General features: G+C 68.6%; 13 protein-coding genes. 5 read left to right on the top strand and 8 right to left on the bottom strand.

Annotated elements, in window-relative coordinates; translation table 11 throughout:
- Positions 1-5: 5 nt before the first annotated feature.
- The gene (locus AB0I35_RS07855; RefSeq protein WP_357395072.1) at positions 6-1,085 is read right to left on the bottom strand and encodes an esterase-like activity of phytase family protein; all 1,080 of its coding nucleotides are present in this window, start codon (positions 1,083-1,085) and stop codon (positions 6-8) included.
- A gap of 138 nt (positions 1,086-1,223) precedes the next feature.
- Here AB0I35_RS07855 and AB0I35_RS07850 point away from each other — a divergent pair, with 138 nt between their 5' ends.
- Both AB0I35_RS07850 and AB0I35_RS07845 read left to right on the top strand, forming a co-directional pair.
- Positions 1,224-1,970, top strand: coding sequence for a hypothetical protein (locus AB0I35_RS07850; RefSeq protein WP_357395071.1), 747 nt, complete (start codon positions 1,224-1,226; stop codon positions 1,968-1,970).
- A 135-nt stretch (positions 1,971-2,105) separates the two neighbouring features.
- Positions 2,106-2,471 (top strand): cupin domain-containing protein, encoded by a 366-nt coding sequence (locus tag AB0I35_RS07845; protein WP_357395070.1) that lies wholly within the window; start codon positions 2,106-2,108, stop codon positions 2,469-2,471.
- Positions 2,472-2,548: 77 nt separating this feature from the next.
- Here the strand turns inward: AB0I35_RS07845 and AB0I35_RS07840 are convergent, their stop codons facing one another.
- The 3 genes from AB0I35_RS07840 to AB0I35_RS07830 all read right to left on the bottom strand — a co-directional run bounded on the left by AB0I35_RS07840 (position 2,549) and on the right by AB0I35_RS07830 (position 8,998).
- The gene (locus AB0I35_RS07840) at positions 2,549-4,699 is read right to left on the bottom strand and encodes a 3-hydroxyacyl-CoA dehydrogenase NAD-binding domain-containing protein (RefSeq protein WP_357395069.1); all 2,151 of its coding nucleotides are present in this window, start codon (positions 4,697-4,699) and stop codon (positions 2,549-2,551) included.
- A gap of 39 nt (positions 4,700-4,738) precedes the next feature.
- Positions 4,739-5,953 carry an acetyl-CoA C-acetyltransferase gene (locus tag AB0I35_RS07835; RefSeq protein ID WP_357395068.1) on the bottom strand — a complete coding sequence of 405 codons (1,215 nt, stop codon included), beginning with the start codon at positions 5,951-5,953 and terminating at the stop codon, positions 4,739-4,741.
- Between the two features lie 189 nt (positions 5,954-6,142).
- Positions 6,143-8,998, bottom strand: a complete 2,856-nt coding sequence (locus AB0I35_RS07830) for a DNA polymerase III subunit gamma and tau (RefSeq protein WP_357395067.1) — start codon at positions 8,996-8,998, stop codon at positions 6,143-6,145.
- A gap of 446 nt (positions 8,999-9,444) precedes the next feature.
- Here AB0I35_RS07830 and AB0I35_RS07825 point away from each other — a divergent pair, with 446 nt between their 5' ends.
- Positions 9,445-10,272, top strand: a complete 828-nt coding sequence (locus AB0I35_RS07825; protein WP_357395065.1) for a hypothetical protein — start codon at positions 9,445-9,447, stop codon at positions 10,270-10,272.
- Between the two features lies 1 nt (position 10,273).
- Here AB0I35_RS07825 and AB0I35_RS07820 read toward each other — a convergent pair whose 3' ends face one another.
- The gene (locus tag AB0I35_RS07820) at positions 10,274-11,182 is read right to left on the bottom strand and encodes a neutral zinc metallopeptidase (protein WP_357395064.1); all 909 of its coding nucleotides are present in this window, start codon (positions 11,180-11,182) and stop codon (positions 10,274-10,276) included.
- Between the two features lie 269 nt (positions 11,183-11,451).
- Between AB0I35_RS07820 and AB0I35_RS07815 the strand changes: the two genes are divergently transcribed.
- Positions 11,452-13,065 carry a DUF2207 domain-containing protein gene (locus AB0I35_RS07815; RefSeq protein ID WP_357150923.1) on the top strand — a complete coding sequence of 538 codons (1,614 nt, stop codon included), beginning with the start codon at positions 11,452-11,454 and terminating at the stop codon, positions 13,063-13,065.
- Here the strand turns inward: AB0I35_RS07815 and AB0I35_RS07810 are convergent, their stop codons facing one another.
- The 3 genes from AB0I35_RS07810 to AB0I35_RS07800 form a co-directional block, all read right to left on the bottom strand.
- On the bottom strand, positions 13,066-14,334 hold the full coding sequence (locus AB0I35_RS07810) for an ROK family protein (RefSeq protein ID WP_357150921.1): 1,269 nt from the start codon (positions 14,332-14,334) through the stop codon (positions 13,066-13,068). It abuts the gene before it with no gap.
- A 358-nt stretch (positions 14,335-14,692) separates the two neighbouring features.
- Positions 14,693-15,388 carry a hypothetical protein gene (locus AB0I35_RS07805; protein WP_357150919.1) on the bottom strand — a complete coding sequence of 232 codons (696 nt, stop codon included), beginning with the start codon at positions 15,386-15,388 and terminating at the stop codon, positions 14,693-14,695.
- Between the two features lie 69 nt (positions 15,389-15,457).
- Positions 15,458-16,036, bottom strand: a complete 579-nt coding sequence (locus AB0I35_RS07800; RefSeq protein WP_357395063.1) for an HhH-GPD-type base excision DNA repair protein — start codon at positions 16,034-16,036, stop codon at positions 15,458-15,460.
- A 45-nt stretch (positions 16,037-16,081) separates the two neighbouring features.
- Here AB0I35_RS07800 and AB0I35_RS07795 point away from each other — a divergent pair, with 45 nt between their 5' ends.
- A complete protein-coding gene (locus AB0I35_RS07795; RefSeq protein WP_357395061.1) occupies positions 16,082-16,885 on the top strand; it encodes a methyltransferase domain-containing protein in 804 nt (267 codons plus the stop codon).
- Positions 16,886-16,921 lie beyond the last annotated feature (36 nt).

The following is a 16,921-nucleotide window of genomic DNA, read 5'->3' as shown; positions in this document are numbered from 1 at the left end:
AGTGGTCAGCGCAGGGCGAGAACGATCACCTGGCTACGCTGACGTGCGCTGAAGTTGTTGTCCGCGACCAGCACCAAGGTGCGCTCGCCGGAGGACAGCCGAGGTCCCCATGTCATCGCCTCGATGTTGTCGACGGCCGCGACGCCGAGGTCGGTGAGGTCGGCGACGAGACGTTTGGTCACCGGACGCGCACCCCCGACGGGCGCGTCGAGGATATTAGTCGCGCCTGCCGTATCGATCTCGAAAACGCGGACCCGGTTGCCTGCACCCTCGGCGAACGCGCGCTCGAGCACCAGGAATCGGGTCGCGTCGACGGGATCGACGGCCAGGATCGCGGTGACGCCGTTGCTCGCCCGGCCCGGCTCCGGACGCGAATCGGTGAAGACCGGTTCGAGCGGATACGGGTACTGGGCCAGGAGTGGACCGAACCTGGCCTGCACGGTGATCCGGGTGGTCGCGCCGCTCGTCGGCGTGGCCTCGGGTCCGTCGCCGAGCAGGGGTCCTTCCAGCGCGGTGACGAACAAGGCGCCGCCCGCCGCGAAGGTCGCCGCTTCGAGTGCCTGGTTCTGGCGAGGGCCCGAATCCGGCCGCATCCGTTCGTTTTCCGGAATGGGCAATTCGGAGACGAAACTTCCGTCCGGCTGGGCGACGCGGACCGAGGGATCGGCGAGCACGCCCGCCCGCTCGCCCTCCTGGGTCCAGAAATAGTCGCCGGTCCACGGGTCGACGCGAATGTCCTCCGGGTCGACCGACTTCGGCGGATACACCGAGCCGTCGGCGCGACGCAACGGCACGGTTCCGGTGAATTCCACCGCCCCGACACCGGTGTCACCGAGCGGGATCCGCGCCGTGTACACCCGGGCCGGGCTCTTCTCAGAGCGATCGTCGCTGATCAGGACGAAATCGCCGCTGCCGGGCCGGTAGTCGATGCCCGACAACCCACCGACCACCGTGCCTTGAAAGTCCAGATCGTGCCCGATGACCTGCTCCCCGAGCACCCGCACCATCGGTTCGGCGTCACTGACCGGCGCCGACACCCCGGCTAGTACCGCACCGAACACCACCGCACCCAGTCGACGTCCCATGACCGGCACGCTAGCCACCCCGGAGTGCCGTCGGGTGAACGCCGTTCGAATACTTCGGCCGACCCGGCCGGACGGCGCCGATCGGTAAGCTCGGGGCAGGCTCGGACGCGATTGCCGTCCGTGGAAGGGGGAGCTGAGATGACCTATCCACCACAGGATCCCGCGCCGTGGGGGCAACCGTCGAAGGAGACGGCGTATCCACAGTTCGCGCAGGAAGTTCCGCCGCTCGCGCCGCCGCCGCGCAGCTCCGGCGGGGCGTGGATCGTCATCGCGCTGGTGGTGGTCGCCGGGCTTGTCGGCGGCACCGGCTTGCTTGTGTGGGCGGGTAACAACGGGGTGGACGGTTCCGCGGTCGCGGCGTCGGCGACGGATATACCGACGACCCGCAAGCCGACCACGACCAGCACCACCGGTAGACCACCGTCGAAATCCGGTGAGCGCCTGAGCTATACCGACTACGAAGGGCCGTGGGATTTCGAGTTCGACAATGTCGAATTGCACGCGGATTGGGTCGACGGCCGCGATCACACCAGTTGCGCCCCCATCGAGCACGCCGAGAAACTCACCGAGCTCGGTTGTCAGTACGCCGCCGAACTGGTGTTGTCCGCCGAAGGCGGCAGCTTGAAATTCACCCAGTTCATCCTGGCGATGCCCGACAAAGCCACCGCGGAGACCGCCGCCGACAAAATCGAGGACAAAGACTTCGAACTGCGCCCCGGCAGCTACATCAAGGATTTCGCGACCGGCAAATGGCGCGCGGGTTCACAGGCCGAGTTCGTGGTGATCACGCTGGCAACCGCCACCTCCGCCGTCGACGCGGCCACCGTCGAGAAATACCTCCGCTACCGCCACACCGACGTCATCACCGCCATTCTGTTCCGATAGCAGCCCTACTCTTGCGCGCCTCGCCCGGGAGGCGAAGGATGAGATTTCTCGATGGGCTCGGCCGTGGGCCGTGCCAGGCTGCAACACGGTGGACCACGACATGACCGCTCATCACCCGAGCAGAAGTGAGATGTCATGTCCACGCTCATCCGCATGAACTTCGACGCGCCCGAGGAAACCCGGCCGTTCGAACAGAACAAGGGTCGACTCGACCTGGTCAACACCGAAGCAGGCCCGGTCGGGCGGGCCGTCTTCGAACCCGGCTGGCGCTGGAGCGACCACGTGAAGCCGATCGCAGGCACCGACAGCTGCCAAGCACCCCACATCGGCTACTGCCTCTCGGGCCACCTCGTCGTCGCCATGGACGACGGCGAACAGCAGGAATTCGGCCCCGGCGACGTCATGGTCGTCTCCCCGGGCCACGACGCCTGGGTCGTCGGCGACGAACCCTGCGTCATGCTCGACTGGCAGGGCTACGCCGACTACGCCAAGCCCCACTGATACGCCGACAGCCCCGGCTCGCGGTGGCGAGGCGGGGCTGTCGGGTCAGCAGCGCCGGGGTGGGGCGCTGGTGGTTACTACTTGCGCAGGGAGGCCGGGACCTCGAAGCGGGGGCCGAACTTCTTGGCCAGTTCGTCGGCGCGGGCCACGAAGGCCTCCTGGCCACCGGGGTAGCCGACGATGAACTGGTGCGAGCCGCCCGACCAGGCCGGGAAGCCGATGCCGAAGATCGAGCCGATGTTCGCGTCGGCGGTGCTGGTGAGCACGCCTTCGTCGAAGCACTTCTGGGTCTCGATGGCCTCCGCGAACATCATCCGGTCCTTGAGGTCCTGGAAGGTGACACCCTCCGGGAGCTCACGCTGGGAGTTGTACAGCGAACGCAGCTCGCTCCACAGGCCCACAGCCTTGCCGTCGACGTAGTCGTAGAAGCCGGCGCCGCCCGCCTTGCCCTTGCGGTCGAACTCGCCGACCATCTTGTCGAGCACGGCAGCGGTGGTCTCCGCGGCGGCGTTCAGATCCTGACCAGCGGCCTTGATGGCGTCGGCGGTCTCCTTGTAGATCTTCTGCATGGTGGTGAAGTTCAGCTCGTCGCTGAGCTTCAGCGGCGCGGCCGGGTAGCCCGCCTGCAGACCGGCCTGCTCGACCGTCGAGGGGTCGATGCCCTCGGCGACCATGGAGATGGCCTCGTTGATGAAGGTGCCGATCACGCGCGAGGTGAAGAAGCCACGGCTGTCGTTGACGACGATCGGGGTCTTCTTGATGGCGAGGGTGTAGTCGTACACCCGGGCCAGCGCCTCGTCGGAGGTGTTCTCGCCCTTGATGATCTCCACCAGCGGCATCTTGTCCACGGGGGAGAAGAAGTGGATACCGATGAAGTCCTCGGACCGCTTCACACCCTCCGACAGCAGGGTGATGGGCAGGGTGGAGGTGTTGGAGCCGAGCAGCGCGTCGGGATCGACGATGTCCTCGATCTCCTGGAACACCTTGTTCTTGAGGTCGGGGTTCTCGAACACGGCCTCGATCACGAAGTCGACGCCCTTGAAGTCGGCGGCGTCCGCGGTCGGGGTGATGCGGGCCAGCAGCGCGTCGGACTTCTCCTGGGTGGTCTTGCCACGGGAGAGGGCCTTCTTCTCGATGGCCTCCGAGTACGCCTTGCCCTTCTCGGCGTTGGCGAGCTCGACGTCCTTGAGGACGACCTCGTACCCGGCCTTGGCCGAGACGTAGGCGATGCCCGCGCCCATCATGCCCGCGCCGATGACGCCGATCTTCTTGATCTCACGCTTGGGCACGTCCTTGGGACGCGAACCACCGTTGTTGATGCTGTTCAGGTCGAAGAAGAACGCCTGGATCATGTTCTTCGCGACCGGCCCGGTGAGCAGGTTCACGAAGTAGCGCGACTCGATCAGCGACGCGTTGTCGATGTCGACCTGCGCGCCCTCGACCGCGGCGGCCATGATGGCACGCGGCGCGGGCATGTTCGCACCCTTGATCTGCTTGCGCAGGTTGGCCGGGAAGGCAGGCAGGTTCGCCGCGAGCGCCGGGGTGGACGGGGTGCCGCCGGGGATCTTGAAACCCTTCTTGTCCCACGGCTGGGCCGCCTCCGGGTTGGCCGCGATCCACGCCTTGGCGGCGGGCAGCAGCTCCTCGACCGAGGACACGACCTCGTCGATCAGGCCGATTTCCTTGGCCTTGGTGACCCGGTGACGCTGGCCCTGCAGCAGCACCTGCATCAGCGCGCCCTGCAGACCGAGCATGCGCACGGTGCGGGTGACGCCGCCACCGGCGGGCAGCAGGCCGAGGCTCACCTCGGGCAGGCCGATGGCCGAGCCCTTGACGTCGGCGGCGACCCGGTAGTGGGTGGCCAGCGCGATCTCGAGGCCGCCGCCGAGCGCGGCACCGTTGATGGCGGCGACGACCGGCTTGCCGAGCTGCTCGAGGCGGCGCAGCGGGCCCTTGACGTCGTTGAGCATCTTCATGACCTCGGGCGCGTTGTCCGGGCCCACCTGCATCATGTTCTTCAGATCGCCGCCGGCGAAGAAGGTCTTCTTGCCGGAGGTGAGCACGACACCGGTGATGTCGTCCTTCTCGGCCTCCAGGCGGTCCACGGTCGCGGCCATCGAGGCGATGTACGCGTCGTTCATGGTGTTGGCGCCCTGGCTGGGGTCGTCGATGGTGAGGACGACCACGCCGTCGGCGTCCTTCTCCCAGCCGATGATGTTGTCAGTCATAGTTTTTCGTTCTCTCCTATGAGAAGTTTCGGCCGGGGATCAGACGCGCTCGATGATGGTGGCGACACCCATGCCGCCGCCGATGCACAGGGTGACCAGGCCGTAGCGCGCGTTGCGACGCTCCAGCTCGTCGACCACGGTGCCGGTGATCATCGCGCCGGTGGCACCGAGCGGGTGACCCATGGCGATCGCGCCACCGTTGACGTTCAGCTTCTCGTCCGGGACGTTCAGGTCCTTCTGGAACTTCAGCACCACGGAGGCGAACGCCTCGTTGATCTCGACGAGGTCCATGTCCTCGATCGTCAGACCGGCACGGTCCAGGGCCTTCTTCGCGGCCGGGGTGGGGCCGGTCAGCATGATGGTGGAGTCGGCGCCGGAGGTGGCGGTCGCGACGATGCGGGCCTTCGGGGTCAGACCCGAGTTCTTGCCCGCTTCCTCGGAGCCGATCAGCACCAGGGCGGCGCCGTCGACGATGCCCGAGCTGTTGCCACCGTGGTGGACGTGGTTGATCTTCTCGATGTAGGTGTACTTCTGCAGCGCGACGGCGTCGAAGCCACCCATCTCACCGATACCGGCGAAGGAGGGGTTCAGCTTGGCCAGGTCCTCGGCGGTGGTGCCGGGACGCATGTGCTCGTCGTTGTCGAGCACGATCAGGCCGTTCTGGTCCTTGACCGGAACGATCGACTTGGCGAAGTAGCCGCCGGTGGTGGCCTTGGCGGCCAGCTCCTGCGAACGCACCGCGTAGGCGTCGACATCATCGCGGGAGAAGCCCTCGATGGTGGCGATCAGGTCGGCCGAGATGCCCTGCGGCACGAAGTAGCCGTCGTAGTTGGTGGCCGGGTCGAGCGCCCAGGCGCCGCCGTCGGAGCCCATCGGCACGCGCGACATGGACTCGACGCCGCCGGCGATGACGAGGTCGTCGAAGCCGGAGCGCACCTTCTGCGCAGCCAGGTTCACGGCCTCGAGGCCGGAGGCACAGAAGCGGTTGAGCTGGAAGCCGCCGACGGTGTCGGGCAGACCCGCGATGGTGACGGCGGTGCGGGCGATGTCCATGCCCTGGTCACCGACGGGAGTCACCACGCCGAGGATGAGGTCCGAGATCTGGTCCTCGTCGAGGTTGGGGAAGCGGCCACGCAGCTCCTGGATCAGACCAACAGTCAGATCGATCGGCTTGACCGAGTGCAGCGAGCCGTTCTTCTTGCCGCGGCCGCGCGGAGTGCGGATGGCCTCGTAGATGTAGGCCTCTGTGGTCATATCGGAGTGTTTCCTTCCTTGGGGTGCGGTGGCCGCACGAACGCCACGACCAATCGTCTTCGACGCCGTACAAATCCGGCAAGCACCAGCGGAGCATAGGACCATGCCCATCCGGAGTTCCCGGCCACCCGTTCATACTACCGTGGTGTGCGAACTCCGGTTAACTTAACGCGGTATGGACGGTGGCTGTCAACCGTCCAGAGACTTTGCGCCGAGCTCGCTGCGCAGCAACGCCAGGGCGACCTCGTCCGGGTCCTGCCGGTCGCCCGGGGCCACCGGAACCGCGGCGGCGGCCAGCATCTCCTGCTCCTCCTCCGGCGTCGGCGGGGCGGGAATGCCGGGCGCGGGGCGCGGGCCGCCTGCCGACTCGCCGTCGGAACGCGCCGGATCGACGGCATAACTGTCCTGCGGACCCGGGTCGTCGGGTAAGTCGGGGAAGTCGGGCGGCGGAATGTCGTCGTCGGGCTTGCCGGTGCGCGCCCGCCCACCCTTGGCCTGACTGGGCCGCGAGAACTGCGGCCGCGCGGCGGGCTTGCTCTCCACCGGACCCGCCGTGTTCTTGGCCTGCGGCGCCGGGCGTGCCGCCGGGGCGCCGGTCTCCCAGCGCACATCCAGTTCCCGCCCGAGCACCGCCCGCACGGCCGCCCGCACCGAATCGATATTGCGCGGATCGGACAGTCGCTGCGCCAACGGAGCACTCTGATGCGCGAAAACGATCGTCTGCCCCTCCACCCGCGACACCGCGGCCCCCGACATCAACGCGTGCAACGTGAGCCCGAACTCCCGCACCTTCGTCTTGATGTCGGCCCACGCCGCATCGACGAGGGCGAGCAGATCTTCCGTCGGTGCGCCCGCCTGGTCGTGAGGTGCTGCCATCTCGGTCCGATCCGCGGTACCCGAGGGCGCCGCGCCCTCTTGCACCGAGGACGCATCGTCTCGCCGAGACCCGACCATCGAGCTGTCCGCTGCACCAGGGTGCGAGTCGCCCTGCGCCGCGCCACCGGCATTGGGCGACCCCGGCGAACCGTCGACCCGACCAGGGTCGCCCTGCGGCGCATCACCCACGTGGTTCGGCCCCGACGGGGTGTGGACTCGCCGGGCGCGATCATCCTGCGGCGCGCCTTCGAGGTGAGCGGGCCCCGATCGGGTGTCGGCCCGCCGTGAGCTTTCGTCCGACTCGCTTCCCTCATGACCGCGCGAATCACCCTGCGGCGAGGGAACTTCCGGCCCATTTCGCCGAGGGTCCTGGCCGGCAGGCACCGGAGACGGCGGAGTCGGGACACCGCCCTGCTCGACGCCACGCTCCAAAGGTGCGAGCGCTTCGGAGGCGCTCGGCGGGGGGACGGCCGGGGGCTGATGCGCGACGGCCGGGTGCTGCGGTGCAGCCGAAGTCTGCTCAGCACCCTGCGCATGTCCGCCAGGCTCTTGCGCCGGTGCCTGCGGTCGCGAAACCGCATTGCGCAGGGCACTTTCCTGAGCGGCGGCAGAGTCCTGCGGATGCGGCACACGATCATCCGCCCGTGCCCGCGGCCCCGAATCCGGATTGCGCCCGCCGCTTTCCTGAGCGGCGGCAGAGTCCTGCGGATGCGACGCGCGATCATCGCCAATGCTCGCGCCGGATGCGTGCGAGCGGGCGTCTTCGGCGGCCGCGGCATCGGGTGCGTGGGCAGTGGCGCCCTCAGCGCCCGAGACACCCGACTTCCGTGCTGCGGCTTCCTTTTCCGCCTTGGCGGCGGCGAGGATTTCCGCTGCTCGGCGGCGGCCCTCGGCGCTCGAACCTTGTGCACTCGGCGAGGCCGGGCCGGGGGCGTCGGCCGGGGGGCGGGCGGGGGTGTCACCGGCTGGGCGGGCGGGGGTGTCGCCGGTGGGGCGGACGGGCGGGACTGCTCCGCCCGCGAATCCGCGCTCCAGGCGCTCGAGGCGCTGGAGGGTGGCGGATTCGGTGTCGGAGACCGACGGCAGGAGCATACGGGCGCAGATGACCTCGAGCAGGAGGCGGGGAGCGGTGGCGCCGCGCATTTCGCCGAGGCCCTCGTGGAGGAGTTCGGCGTAGCGGGTGAGGGTGGCGGGGCCGATGCGAGTGGCCTGGTCGCGCATGCGCTCGAGCACGTCGCCGGGGCCCGCGACGAGGCCGCGCTCGGCGGCATCGGGGACCGCGCGGAGCAGGATCAGGTCGCGCAGGCGTTCGAGCAGGTCGACGGCGAATCGGCGGGGGTCGTGCCCGGCCTCCATCACCTGGTCGATCGTGCCGAACAGGGCAGCGCCGTCGTCGGTGGCGAGCGCGTCGACGGCGTGGTCGATCAGCGCCACATCGGTGACGCCGAGCAGCGAAACCGCGCGCGGATAGGTGACACCCTCTGGCCCGGCACCGGCGAGCAGCTGGTCGAGCACGCTCAGGCTGTCGCGCGGTGAACCCCCACCGGCCCGGATGACCAGCGGATACACCGCCTCCTCCACCGGCACGTGCTCCTGCTCGCAGATCTTGCCGAGCAGTCCGCGCATGGTCGCGGGCGGCAGCAACCGGAACGGGTAGTGGTGGGTGCGCGACCGGATGGTCGGCAACACCTTGTCGGGTTCGGTGGTGGCGAAGATGAAGATCAGATGGGCGGGCGGTTCCTCGACGATCTTGAGCAGCGCGTTGAAACCGGCCGTGGTGACCATGTGCGCCTCGTCGACGATGAACACGCGATAGCGCGACTCGGCGGGCGCGTAGAACGCGCGATCGCGCAGCTCACGGGTGTCGTCGACACCGCCGTGGCTGGCCGCGTCGAGCTCGATGACGTCGAGATTGCCGGACCCACCCGGCCCGAGCGCCACGCAGGACGCGCAGGTGCCACACGGCCGTGAGGTAGGACCCTGGACACAGTTGAGCGAGCGGGCGAGGATGCGCGCCGAGGACGTCTTGCCGCAGCCACGCGGCCCGGAGAACAGGTACGCATGGCTGATGCGGCCGGTGTCCAGCGCTGTACTCAGCGGGTCGGTGACGTGCTCCTGACCCACTACCTCAGCGAATGTCGCCGGTCGATATTTCCGGTACAGAGCCACGGCCCAAAGGCTACCGGTGCGGTGTGACATCCCGGCTGGCGCCGCAGAGCTGGAGCCGAAAGGCATAGCGGTACAGCGAGTTACATGTGTTGTAGATCACATGGTGGTTAAAGGTTCAACTCCTGGCCGCATAGCGGGCACGGTGGGTGCAACTGACCGGTTATCGAGGGTTCTCGATTGGGCGAATCACGACAGGATGATTTCGTCGATCCTGGTTGTCGCGTAATTCCGTACCCCGTCCCCGAATATCGACCCGTTTCCAGATGTAACGAAACCGTGAACCGTCGTGACAGCGGCGCAAGCGGCTGGCTACCGTGGTTATCGGCAACTTCGGTGGCCAAACCTTCATCAGGTTGGTGACCCCGGCCGGTCCCTCATCCCGACCGGGGCACAACCTTCACGCACCGATCGCTCCCCCACCGCACCGACCGGAGGAACGTTTCATCGTGCTGTCGTGTGATGACATCGCAGCCGCCTGGCTGGCCCACACCGAGTTCGCGGGCGATCACGCCGCGGTCGGACTGCTGAGCCGGGCGATCAGCCCCCAAGACTTCGACATCAAACGCGACTCCTTACCCGTCGCGGCAGCCGCCGACCCGGCCACCGCCGCCGCCATCCTGCAGCTGCTCGAACGCGGGCAGGTGCCGACAATGGCCGCGATCCGCACCCTCACCGCGCAGAACGAGATGCGGCGCGAGGCCGAACGGATCGAACGGCTCGGCCGGCGGGCACAACGCAGCATCGACGAGTTCGGCCGCATTCTGGCCAGGCTCGCGGCCGCGCACTGGACCGAGCACGGCATCGGCCCCACCCGCCGCGATATCCTCGCCGACCCCCAGGTCACCGAACTCATCGCCGACCGGGTCGGTGCGATCGCACCGACCGCCGTGAAACACCTGTGGCTCATCGAACGCGCGCAGCGCGCCGGCTGGATCGCCTCCAACGCGAGCCCGGGTTCGCTGTGTCCCGCCCGCCGTTGGCACACAACGAAATACGGCAACCGGGTGTCACAGAAGCCGGTGAACATGATCGGGAAGATGGTCGCGGGTTTCGTCGCCGAGCACACCATCGACAAGGGCCGCGCCCCGAGCTGGGCGGCACTGTCGCGCGACCTGCGCGACGATCGAGGCCGCCGCGTGTTCTTCGATGTGGCCGACGCGCACGCCCAGCGCCGCTGGCTGGTCACCGCGGAATGGCTCGCCGACACCGGCGACGACCTGCCCGCCCCGGGCAAACGTGGCCTGCGCGCGCTGGCCAAGGACGCTCGCGGCTGACTCAGCTCACGTCGCCGGCCGCCGCGATGAAGGTATTGCACTGCGGCGTCAGGTTTTCCAGCCCGGCTTCGAACCACTTGCCGCCGTTGTCGGCGGTGCCGTGGTCGCGCATGTCGCCCGGCCGGTCGCCGCGCCCGTAGGAATCGCGGGTGGCGAGGGTGACCTGGTCCGACGACAGCGAACCGCCGCCCTTGGACGCGGCGATGAACATGGCGTCGAAACAATTGGCCTGCAACTCGACTCGGCGTGACAGCTCGAGTCCCTTGGCCGAGCGCGCCCCCGCGTCGACCCGTTCGCTGTTGGCCTTGCGCAGAATCCCGGACTGCGCCTGGATGTGGTGCCCGTATTCGTGCGCGAACACCGACAGGTACACCACCCAGTTGTCGCGGAACTGATCGGTCTGCAACTGGCTGATCGGCATGTAGATGGTCTTGTTCGCCGCGCAGTAGAAGGCGGCGAAGTTGCTGGTGGAGCCGGTGCACGGGGTGGTGATGCCGTCGGTGCTCGCGGTGATGCTCAGCGTCGGCGACTCGAAAGGCAGCCCGTTGGCGGCCATCAACGGCTTCCACGCCGCTTCCAGACAGCCCGCGGCGGATTCGAAGAATTTGCGGGCCTTGTCGACCTGGGCGCCCCACGGCGCGTAGTCGCAGGAGGCGGGCACCAGTGAGCCGTCGGCATCGATGACCAGCGGGTTGTCACCGGTCTTGGCGGGCGCGCTCCCGGGTTGCGGCGTGTAGGTGGTGGTCGGTCTCGGGCCGAACGCGTCGATGCCGATATCGACGCCCTTGTTCACGGCGAACTTCACCAGACCACCGACGACGAGGAAAATCACCACCAACATCAGCGAGGTGAAACCGCCTCGTCGCTTGCGTGGCGGCGGGGTCGGCCTGCCCGGTGGCCCGTAGGGCATCGGCGGCGGACGGTAGCCCGGCGGCGGTCCGTAGGCCGGACGCTGCTGTGGATACCCTTGCGGCGGTGGGTATCCGGGCGGACCGTAGCCCTGTTGCGGGCGATAACCCGGGGCGCGGCCATAGCCAGGGGGTGGCGGAACCGGTCGTCCACCAGGCCCGTATGGGCCGTAGCCGTACGGTGGTTGGTTCACGTCCCCCGTACCCCCTCGTCTAGTTCGTCGCCGACAGCCGCTGACGCAGGATAGCAAGCTGTCTAGAGTAGGCAGCCATGCTGACTTTTCGGGGGGGCGCCGCGGGCGCGCTGCTGCTCGCTTCGGCGGGCCTGCTCGCGGCCGCTCCGGTAGCCCACACGCAGCCCGCGGGCGTGTCGATCACCGCCGATCTCACCTTGACCGAGACAGGCGTGCTGCAGGTCGTCGAAACCGTCGCGGTGCCCGCCGACGGGAACTTCACGATGTCGCTGCCGCTGCGACTCGGCCTGGGCGACGGTGTGGAGCGGGTGTTCAAGGTCACCGATGTGTCCGCGACCGGGGCCGGCACCGCGACCACCGTCGACGACCAGTTCGTCGTGGAGGCCAAGCCCGGTGAATCCAAGTTCACGTATACGGTGCACAACACCGTCGCCGACGCCCCGGGCACGCAGATGTTCCACTGGCTCGGCGTGCTCAACGCCGACATCGCCTCCCTCGATGTGTCGGTGATCAGCCCGAGCTTCCAAATGGGCATCGTCGACTGCAAATTGGGCCCCGCGGGCAGTGCGCGCCCGTGCGCCGAGGTGCACGTCGAACCCGACGGTGTGCTGTATCTGAGCCAGACCGACCTGCGCAAGGGCGACGCGATCGACCTCACCCTGCAGATGCCCCCCGGCACGGTGCCCGCCAATGCCGATGTGCGCGACGGTGATTCGAACAACTTCTTTGCCTTCACCACCCCGGTCCTCGCCGCCTTCGGCGCCCTGCTGCTGGCACTGGCCGGGATGATCGCCTACGTGCTCACCGCCCGCAAGCGCGGTGCGACGGCCCGCGCCACCAGCGACACGTTCGACCCGCTCGTCACCACCGGTGACCGGATGGAATTCACCTCCCCCGACGGTGTCCTGCCCGGCGAGGCGGGTCTGCTGCTCGACGAGCACGTCGACCCGGTCGACATCGCCGCCACCGTCGTCGACCTGGCGGTGCGCCGCTACCTGTGGATCGCCCCGGTGAACGCGCGCGGCGAGGACGACTGGCGGATCAGCCGTGTCAACGCGCCCGACGACCAGCTGCGCGAGTACGAGCGGGTCGTCTACGACATGTTGCTGCCCGAGGGCACCGACACCGTCGCCGTGCGCGAGCTGCGCGCGCCCGGCCGCCTGCAACTGGACCCGATCCGCGAGGCCATGCGCCGCGACGCGGTATCGACCGGTGCGCTGGCCGACCCGAAGCAGCGGATGCTGCCCCGCTGGATCGGCGCTGCGCTGATCGCCGTGGGTGCCGCGACCACCGTCGCCCTGGCCTTGACCGCCGGGCACGCCCTGGTCGGCGTGGCGATCCTGCTGGCCGGGGTGGCCGCGGTCGTGCTGCCGAACTACCTGCCGACCCGAACCACCCTGGGTGACACCGTGGTCGGCCGGATCAAGGCGATGGGACGCGGACTCGACTCGGTGTCACGCGACCGCATCCCACCGATCGATCAGGAGACGATCTTCTCCCGCGCCCTGCCCTACACGGTGATCAGCGGTCGCGCCGACAACTGGATCCGCACCTTCCGCGATATGGACCCGTCCGCCGATTCCCAACCCGGCCTGTACTGGTTCGCCGGCTACGACCGCGACCGCAACCTGCACCGCTTCGCCTCCCAGTTCCCGTTCTTCATCACCGCATTGGAAGGTGCGTGTAAGTAGCTACACCCGACGTAGTGCGGCCAGCGGGTCGGCGTACAACGCGCTGAGCGAGGTGACGACGGCGGCGAATTCCTGGACCTTGCCGCCGAATCCGCTGACCCGGATGTCGGTCGGGGGCAGCTGGGTGCTCTGGGTGAACGCGCGGGCCACGTGGCCGAGGGCCGGGCGGTAGCCGGTGAAGGCCTGTCCGCCGAGGACAACCCGGTCCGGGTTGAGCATGTCGCGGACCAGGGCGACCGTCTGGCCGAGCATGGTCGCGCGTTCGGCGAGCAGCTCGCGGGCGCCCTCGGAACCGGACTCGGCGGCCCGGTACAGGTCGGCGATGGTGGTGCCCGCGGTTCCGTTGTGCGCCGGGATGATTCCGCGCCCGACCGCACGCGCCTGCAGCGCCCGATCACCGACGGTCACTTCCAAGCAGCCGCGCCTGCCGCAGGTGCACTGCACGTCCGAACCGGTGGGCAGGTGCGCGATGGAACCCGGGCCGTTGCTCGGGGTGTGCACCCGCCCGTCGAGGGTGACGGCGATGCCCGCCGTCTCGCGGACGTAGAAGTACAGGCTGCTGCCGGGCTGGTCGGCGGGCTGTTCCGGGCCGCGCGCGTCGAAGGTCGGCAGCAGCAGTTCCGAGGCGGCCATCGCTTCCACGTGGGGTGCGACGGAAACCGGCAGCTCGAGCACGTCGCCGAGGACCTGGCCGAGCGGTGCGCCCTGCCACGCCAGTTTCGGATGGTCGACCACACCGGTGTGCGTGTCGACCCGCCCGCCGATGGCGACGCCTGCCCACAGCGGGGTGCGCCGGTGCCAGCGCTGCAGGAAAGCCTTGGCGCTGCGGGCGACCGTGGTGACGGCGAAGTCCTGTCCGGTCTGCGGTGTCGCGATGGCAAGCCCACCGAGGATGCGGCCGCGCAGGTCGGCGGCCACGATTTTCGTCGCTGCGGCGCCGATGTGGATGCCGATGGTGAGGTAGGCGTCGTGGTCGATCTCGAACGGCACCCGTGGCCGTCCGACCGCACCGGCGGCGGTGAGATCGGCGCGTTCACGCAGCAGACCGGCCGAAAGCAGCGCGGCCACTTGGCGGTTCACCGTCGCGATACTCAAACCCGTTGCCCGGGCGGCATTGTCGCGGGAGATCGGGCCGCCGACAGCGGCGCGCAACACGGCGGCGGCGGGGTTGTCGCTGCGCCGCAGCTCAGGGGCGACGACGGGACGCGAAACGCGGGGACGACCGGTGACCACCCGCGAAATCGGGCGGTCGAGAATGGGGGCAGACATATGCAGTTCCTTGCCGAAAATCCCGTTTCACCAACGGGTTTGCCTACACGAGGGGTGTGGCAGCTCGCGAGCCCGACAGGCTCAGCTGCAGCGGCAGGAACGACACAGTTCGCGCGTCAACGGCAACCGCAGACCCAGCGCGGCGGTCACGTAGGTGACCCGCGGGGCGGAGTGATGGTTGCCGGACATAACAATCAAATTAACACCGAATCGGCCCCCATCCAAGACCGACCGGCGAATTGTGTGGTGACACACAGCAAATCACCAGGTCAACGCGGTGCGGCGGAAGGCGCAATGATGCTGTGACACAGCACGAACCCCTCCCGAGGACGCCGGGAGGGGTTCGCGCGCGGGCGGCCTACTTGGCCGGTGGCGTGAAGGGCTGGTTGATGGTGGTGAAGTACTGGATCGCGGCGGCGACGGCTACCGGGCCGGTGACGAACAGCTGTCCGGCGATCACGCCGAGGAAGCCGACGGCGGCCGCACCCGCGACGCACCCACCCAGCGGGCCGAGGCCGAACAGGGTGAGCAGCGCACCGGTGGCGACGAGGCCGAGCGCCGCGCCCGCGATGCAACCGGCGGCGGCCCCGCCGAGCCCGCCGACCAGGGTGCCGATGGTCGCGCCCATCGAGATCGTCGAGGTCAGGCGCGACCAGGCCGCCTGCTCACGCTCGTACTCCGACTTCCAGGGCGCCTTGTCCTCGTACGGCAGGGCGACCGGCTTGTACACGGCCTTGGCCGGGTCGAGCTGCGGGGTGAGGGTGGCGGTGTTGCCCGAGATCTCGGCGGCGATCGGCAACTCGAACTCGTCGAGCCGGAACGTCAGCGGGGTGGCCGCGACGGTGGTTCCATCGGCCGCTTTGATCTTGAACGCACCGTCCTCGGTGACCAGCGATCCGGCATCGGTGGTGACGACGGCCCTCGACTCGTCGACGACCTCGGCGGTGTAGTTGATCGGTGCTGCTTGCTCGGGCGCCGCGTTGACGGTGCCCGCGGTGACCCCGGTCGCCACGGTCAACAGTGCCGCAACCACGGCGAACTTCCTCATCTTCATGCCGGAAAGCTTCCGGTAAACGCGTTTGCCTGACGAGGAATAAACGCACCGAGATCGCAATCGCCGAATTCACTCGGCCGCTTTGGCCGCCGCTTTCGCTTGTTTCTTGAATTCCCTTACTTCGGCGAGGGTTTCGGCATCCACGACGTCGGCGACCGAACGGCGCGAGCCCTCGTCGCCGTAGGCACCCGCCGCTTTTCGCCAGCCCTGCGGTTGCACACCGCGTTGTTTGCCGAGCAGGGCGAGGAAGATCTTCGCCTTCTGCGCTCCGAAGCCCGGCAGGTCCTGCAACCGGCGCAGCACTTCCTTGCCGTCGGGGTCACCCTCGGTCCAGATCTTCGCTGGTACGCCGTCGTAGTGCTCGATGATGTAGTTGGCGAGCGCCTGCGCGCGCCGGGCCATCGAGCGGCCGTACCGGTGGATGGCGGGCGGGGTGGCGGCGAGTTCCTCGAATTCGGCCGGGTCGGCCTCGGCGATACGGCGCAGATCGAATCCGCCCATTCGCCCGGCCAGTTTCTGCGGCCCCCGAAAGGCGTGTTCCATCGGGTACTGCTGATCCAGGAGCATGCCGAGCAGCAAGGCGAAATCGTCGGTGCTGAGTAGTTGATCGGCCTCGGCGTCCTGGGCAAGGCACAGCGTTCGGGTCATATATTCATCGTGACACATTTCACTGCACCCACATCGGCGGTACGAATGACGGATTACACCCCACGCCCGGACCGTTTCGATCAGGCGGGCCAACCCCAGCTGATCGATGCCCATGACCTGGAGGTGACACAGCCCGGCGTGCGCGCCCTCGGCGCCTGGACCCACGAACGACTCGGTTTGCGGCCCGGCGACAGCGCGCTCGACATCGGTTCCGGCACCGGCTCGGAAGTGTTCACCTTCGCCGACGCGGTCGGCCCCCGTGGCACCGCGGTCGGCGTGGAACCCGACCCGGATCTGCTCGCCTCCGCCACCCGGCGCGCGACCGAACGCGGCTCCACTGCCACCTTCGTCTCCGGCGACGCCTACGGATTACCGTTCGGCGACAACGCTTTCGACGCTGTTCTGTGCGAACGCGTCTTCCAGCACCTGACCGCCCCCGCCCGCGCCGCGACCGAAATCGCGCGCGTCCTGCGCCCCGGCGGCCGCGCGGTGGTCGTCGACGCCGACTGGGCGACCGCCATCATCCACCCCGGCGCCCCCGAGGTGGCGCGCGCGGTGATCGACACCCTGATCTCCTCCACCACCAACCCCTTCTCCGGTCGCAGACTGGCCGGGCTCCTCACCGACGCGGGCCTGATCGTCGACGAAATCGGCTCCCACGCCCTGGTCCAGGACCGCACCATCGGCGCGGGCGCCCTGGTCAACCGCATAGCCGACCTCGCGGTCCTGCGCGGAACCGTCACCGCCGAAGCCCGCGACCAACTCCTCACCGACCTCCGAGAGGCCGCCCCCAAAGGCCACACCCACATCTCGGTAACCGTCTTCGCGACCCTGGCCCACAAGAAATAAGCGAAACCCCGCGTATCCCGGCAGCCGGGGTACGCG

This window comes from Nocardia sp. NPDC050378 (genome assembly GCF_040655675.1).
GTDB lineage: Bacteria > Actinomycetota > Actinomycetes > Mycobacteriales > Mycobacteriaceae > Nocardia > Nocardia coubleae.
The sequence above is the reverse complement of the archived record's forward strand: the minus strand, read 5'-3'. Positions and strand labels throughout refer to the sequence as shown.

Excerpts from the sequence above, each read along its gene's own strand:
- AB0I35_RS07800 (WP_357395063.1), bottom strand. The coding sequence starts at position 16,036 with ATGACCCGAACGCTGTGCCTTGCCCAGGACGCCGAGGCCGATCAACTA.
- AB0I35_RS07835 (WP_357395068.1), bottom strand. The coding sequence starts at position 5,953 with ATGACCACAGAGGCCTACATCTACGAGGCCATCCGCACTCCGCGCGGC.
- AB0I35_RS07850 (WP_357395071.1), top strand. The coding sequence starts at position 1,224 with ATGACCTATCCACCACAGGATCCCGCGCCGTGGGGGCAACCGTCGAAG.
- AB0I35_RS07840 (WP_357395069.1), bottom strand. The coding sequence starts at position 4,699 with ATGACTGACAACATCATCGGCTGGGAGAAGGACGCCGACGGCGTGGTC.
- AB0I35_RS07855 (WP_357395072.1), bottom strand. The coding sequence starts at position 1,085 with ATGGGACGTCGACTGGGTGCGGTGGTGTTCGGTGCGGTACTAGCCGGG.
- AB0I35_RS07845 (WP_357395070.1), top strand. The coding sequence starts at position 2,106 with ATGTCCACGCTCATCCGCATGAACTTCGACGCGCCCGAGGAAACCCGG.
- AB0I35_RS07810 (WP_357150921.1), bottom strand. The coding sequence starts at position 14,334 with ATGTCTGCCCCCATTCTCGACCGCCCGATTTCGCGGGTGGTCACCGGT.
- AB0I35_RS07820 (WP_357395064.1), bottom strand. The coding sequence starts at position 11,182 with ATGCCCTACGGGCCACCGGGCAGGCCGACCCCGCCGCCACGCAAGCGA.
- AB0I35_RS07795 (WP_357395061.1), top strand. The coding sequence starts at position 16,082 with ATGACGGATTACACCCCACGCCCGGACCGTTTCGATCAGGCGGGCCAA.
- AB0I35_RS07815 (WP_357150923.1), top strand. The coding sequence starts at position 11,452 with ATGCTGACTTTTCGGGGGGGCGCCGCGGGCGCGCTGCTGCTCGCTTCG.
- AB0I35_RS07805 (WP_357150919.1), bottom strand. The coding sequence starts at position 15,388 with ATGAAGATGAGGAAGTTCGCCGTGGTTGCGGCACTGTTGACCGTGGCG.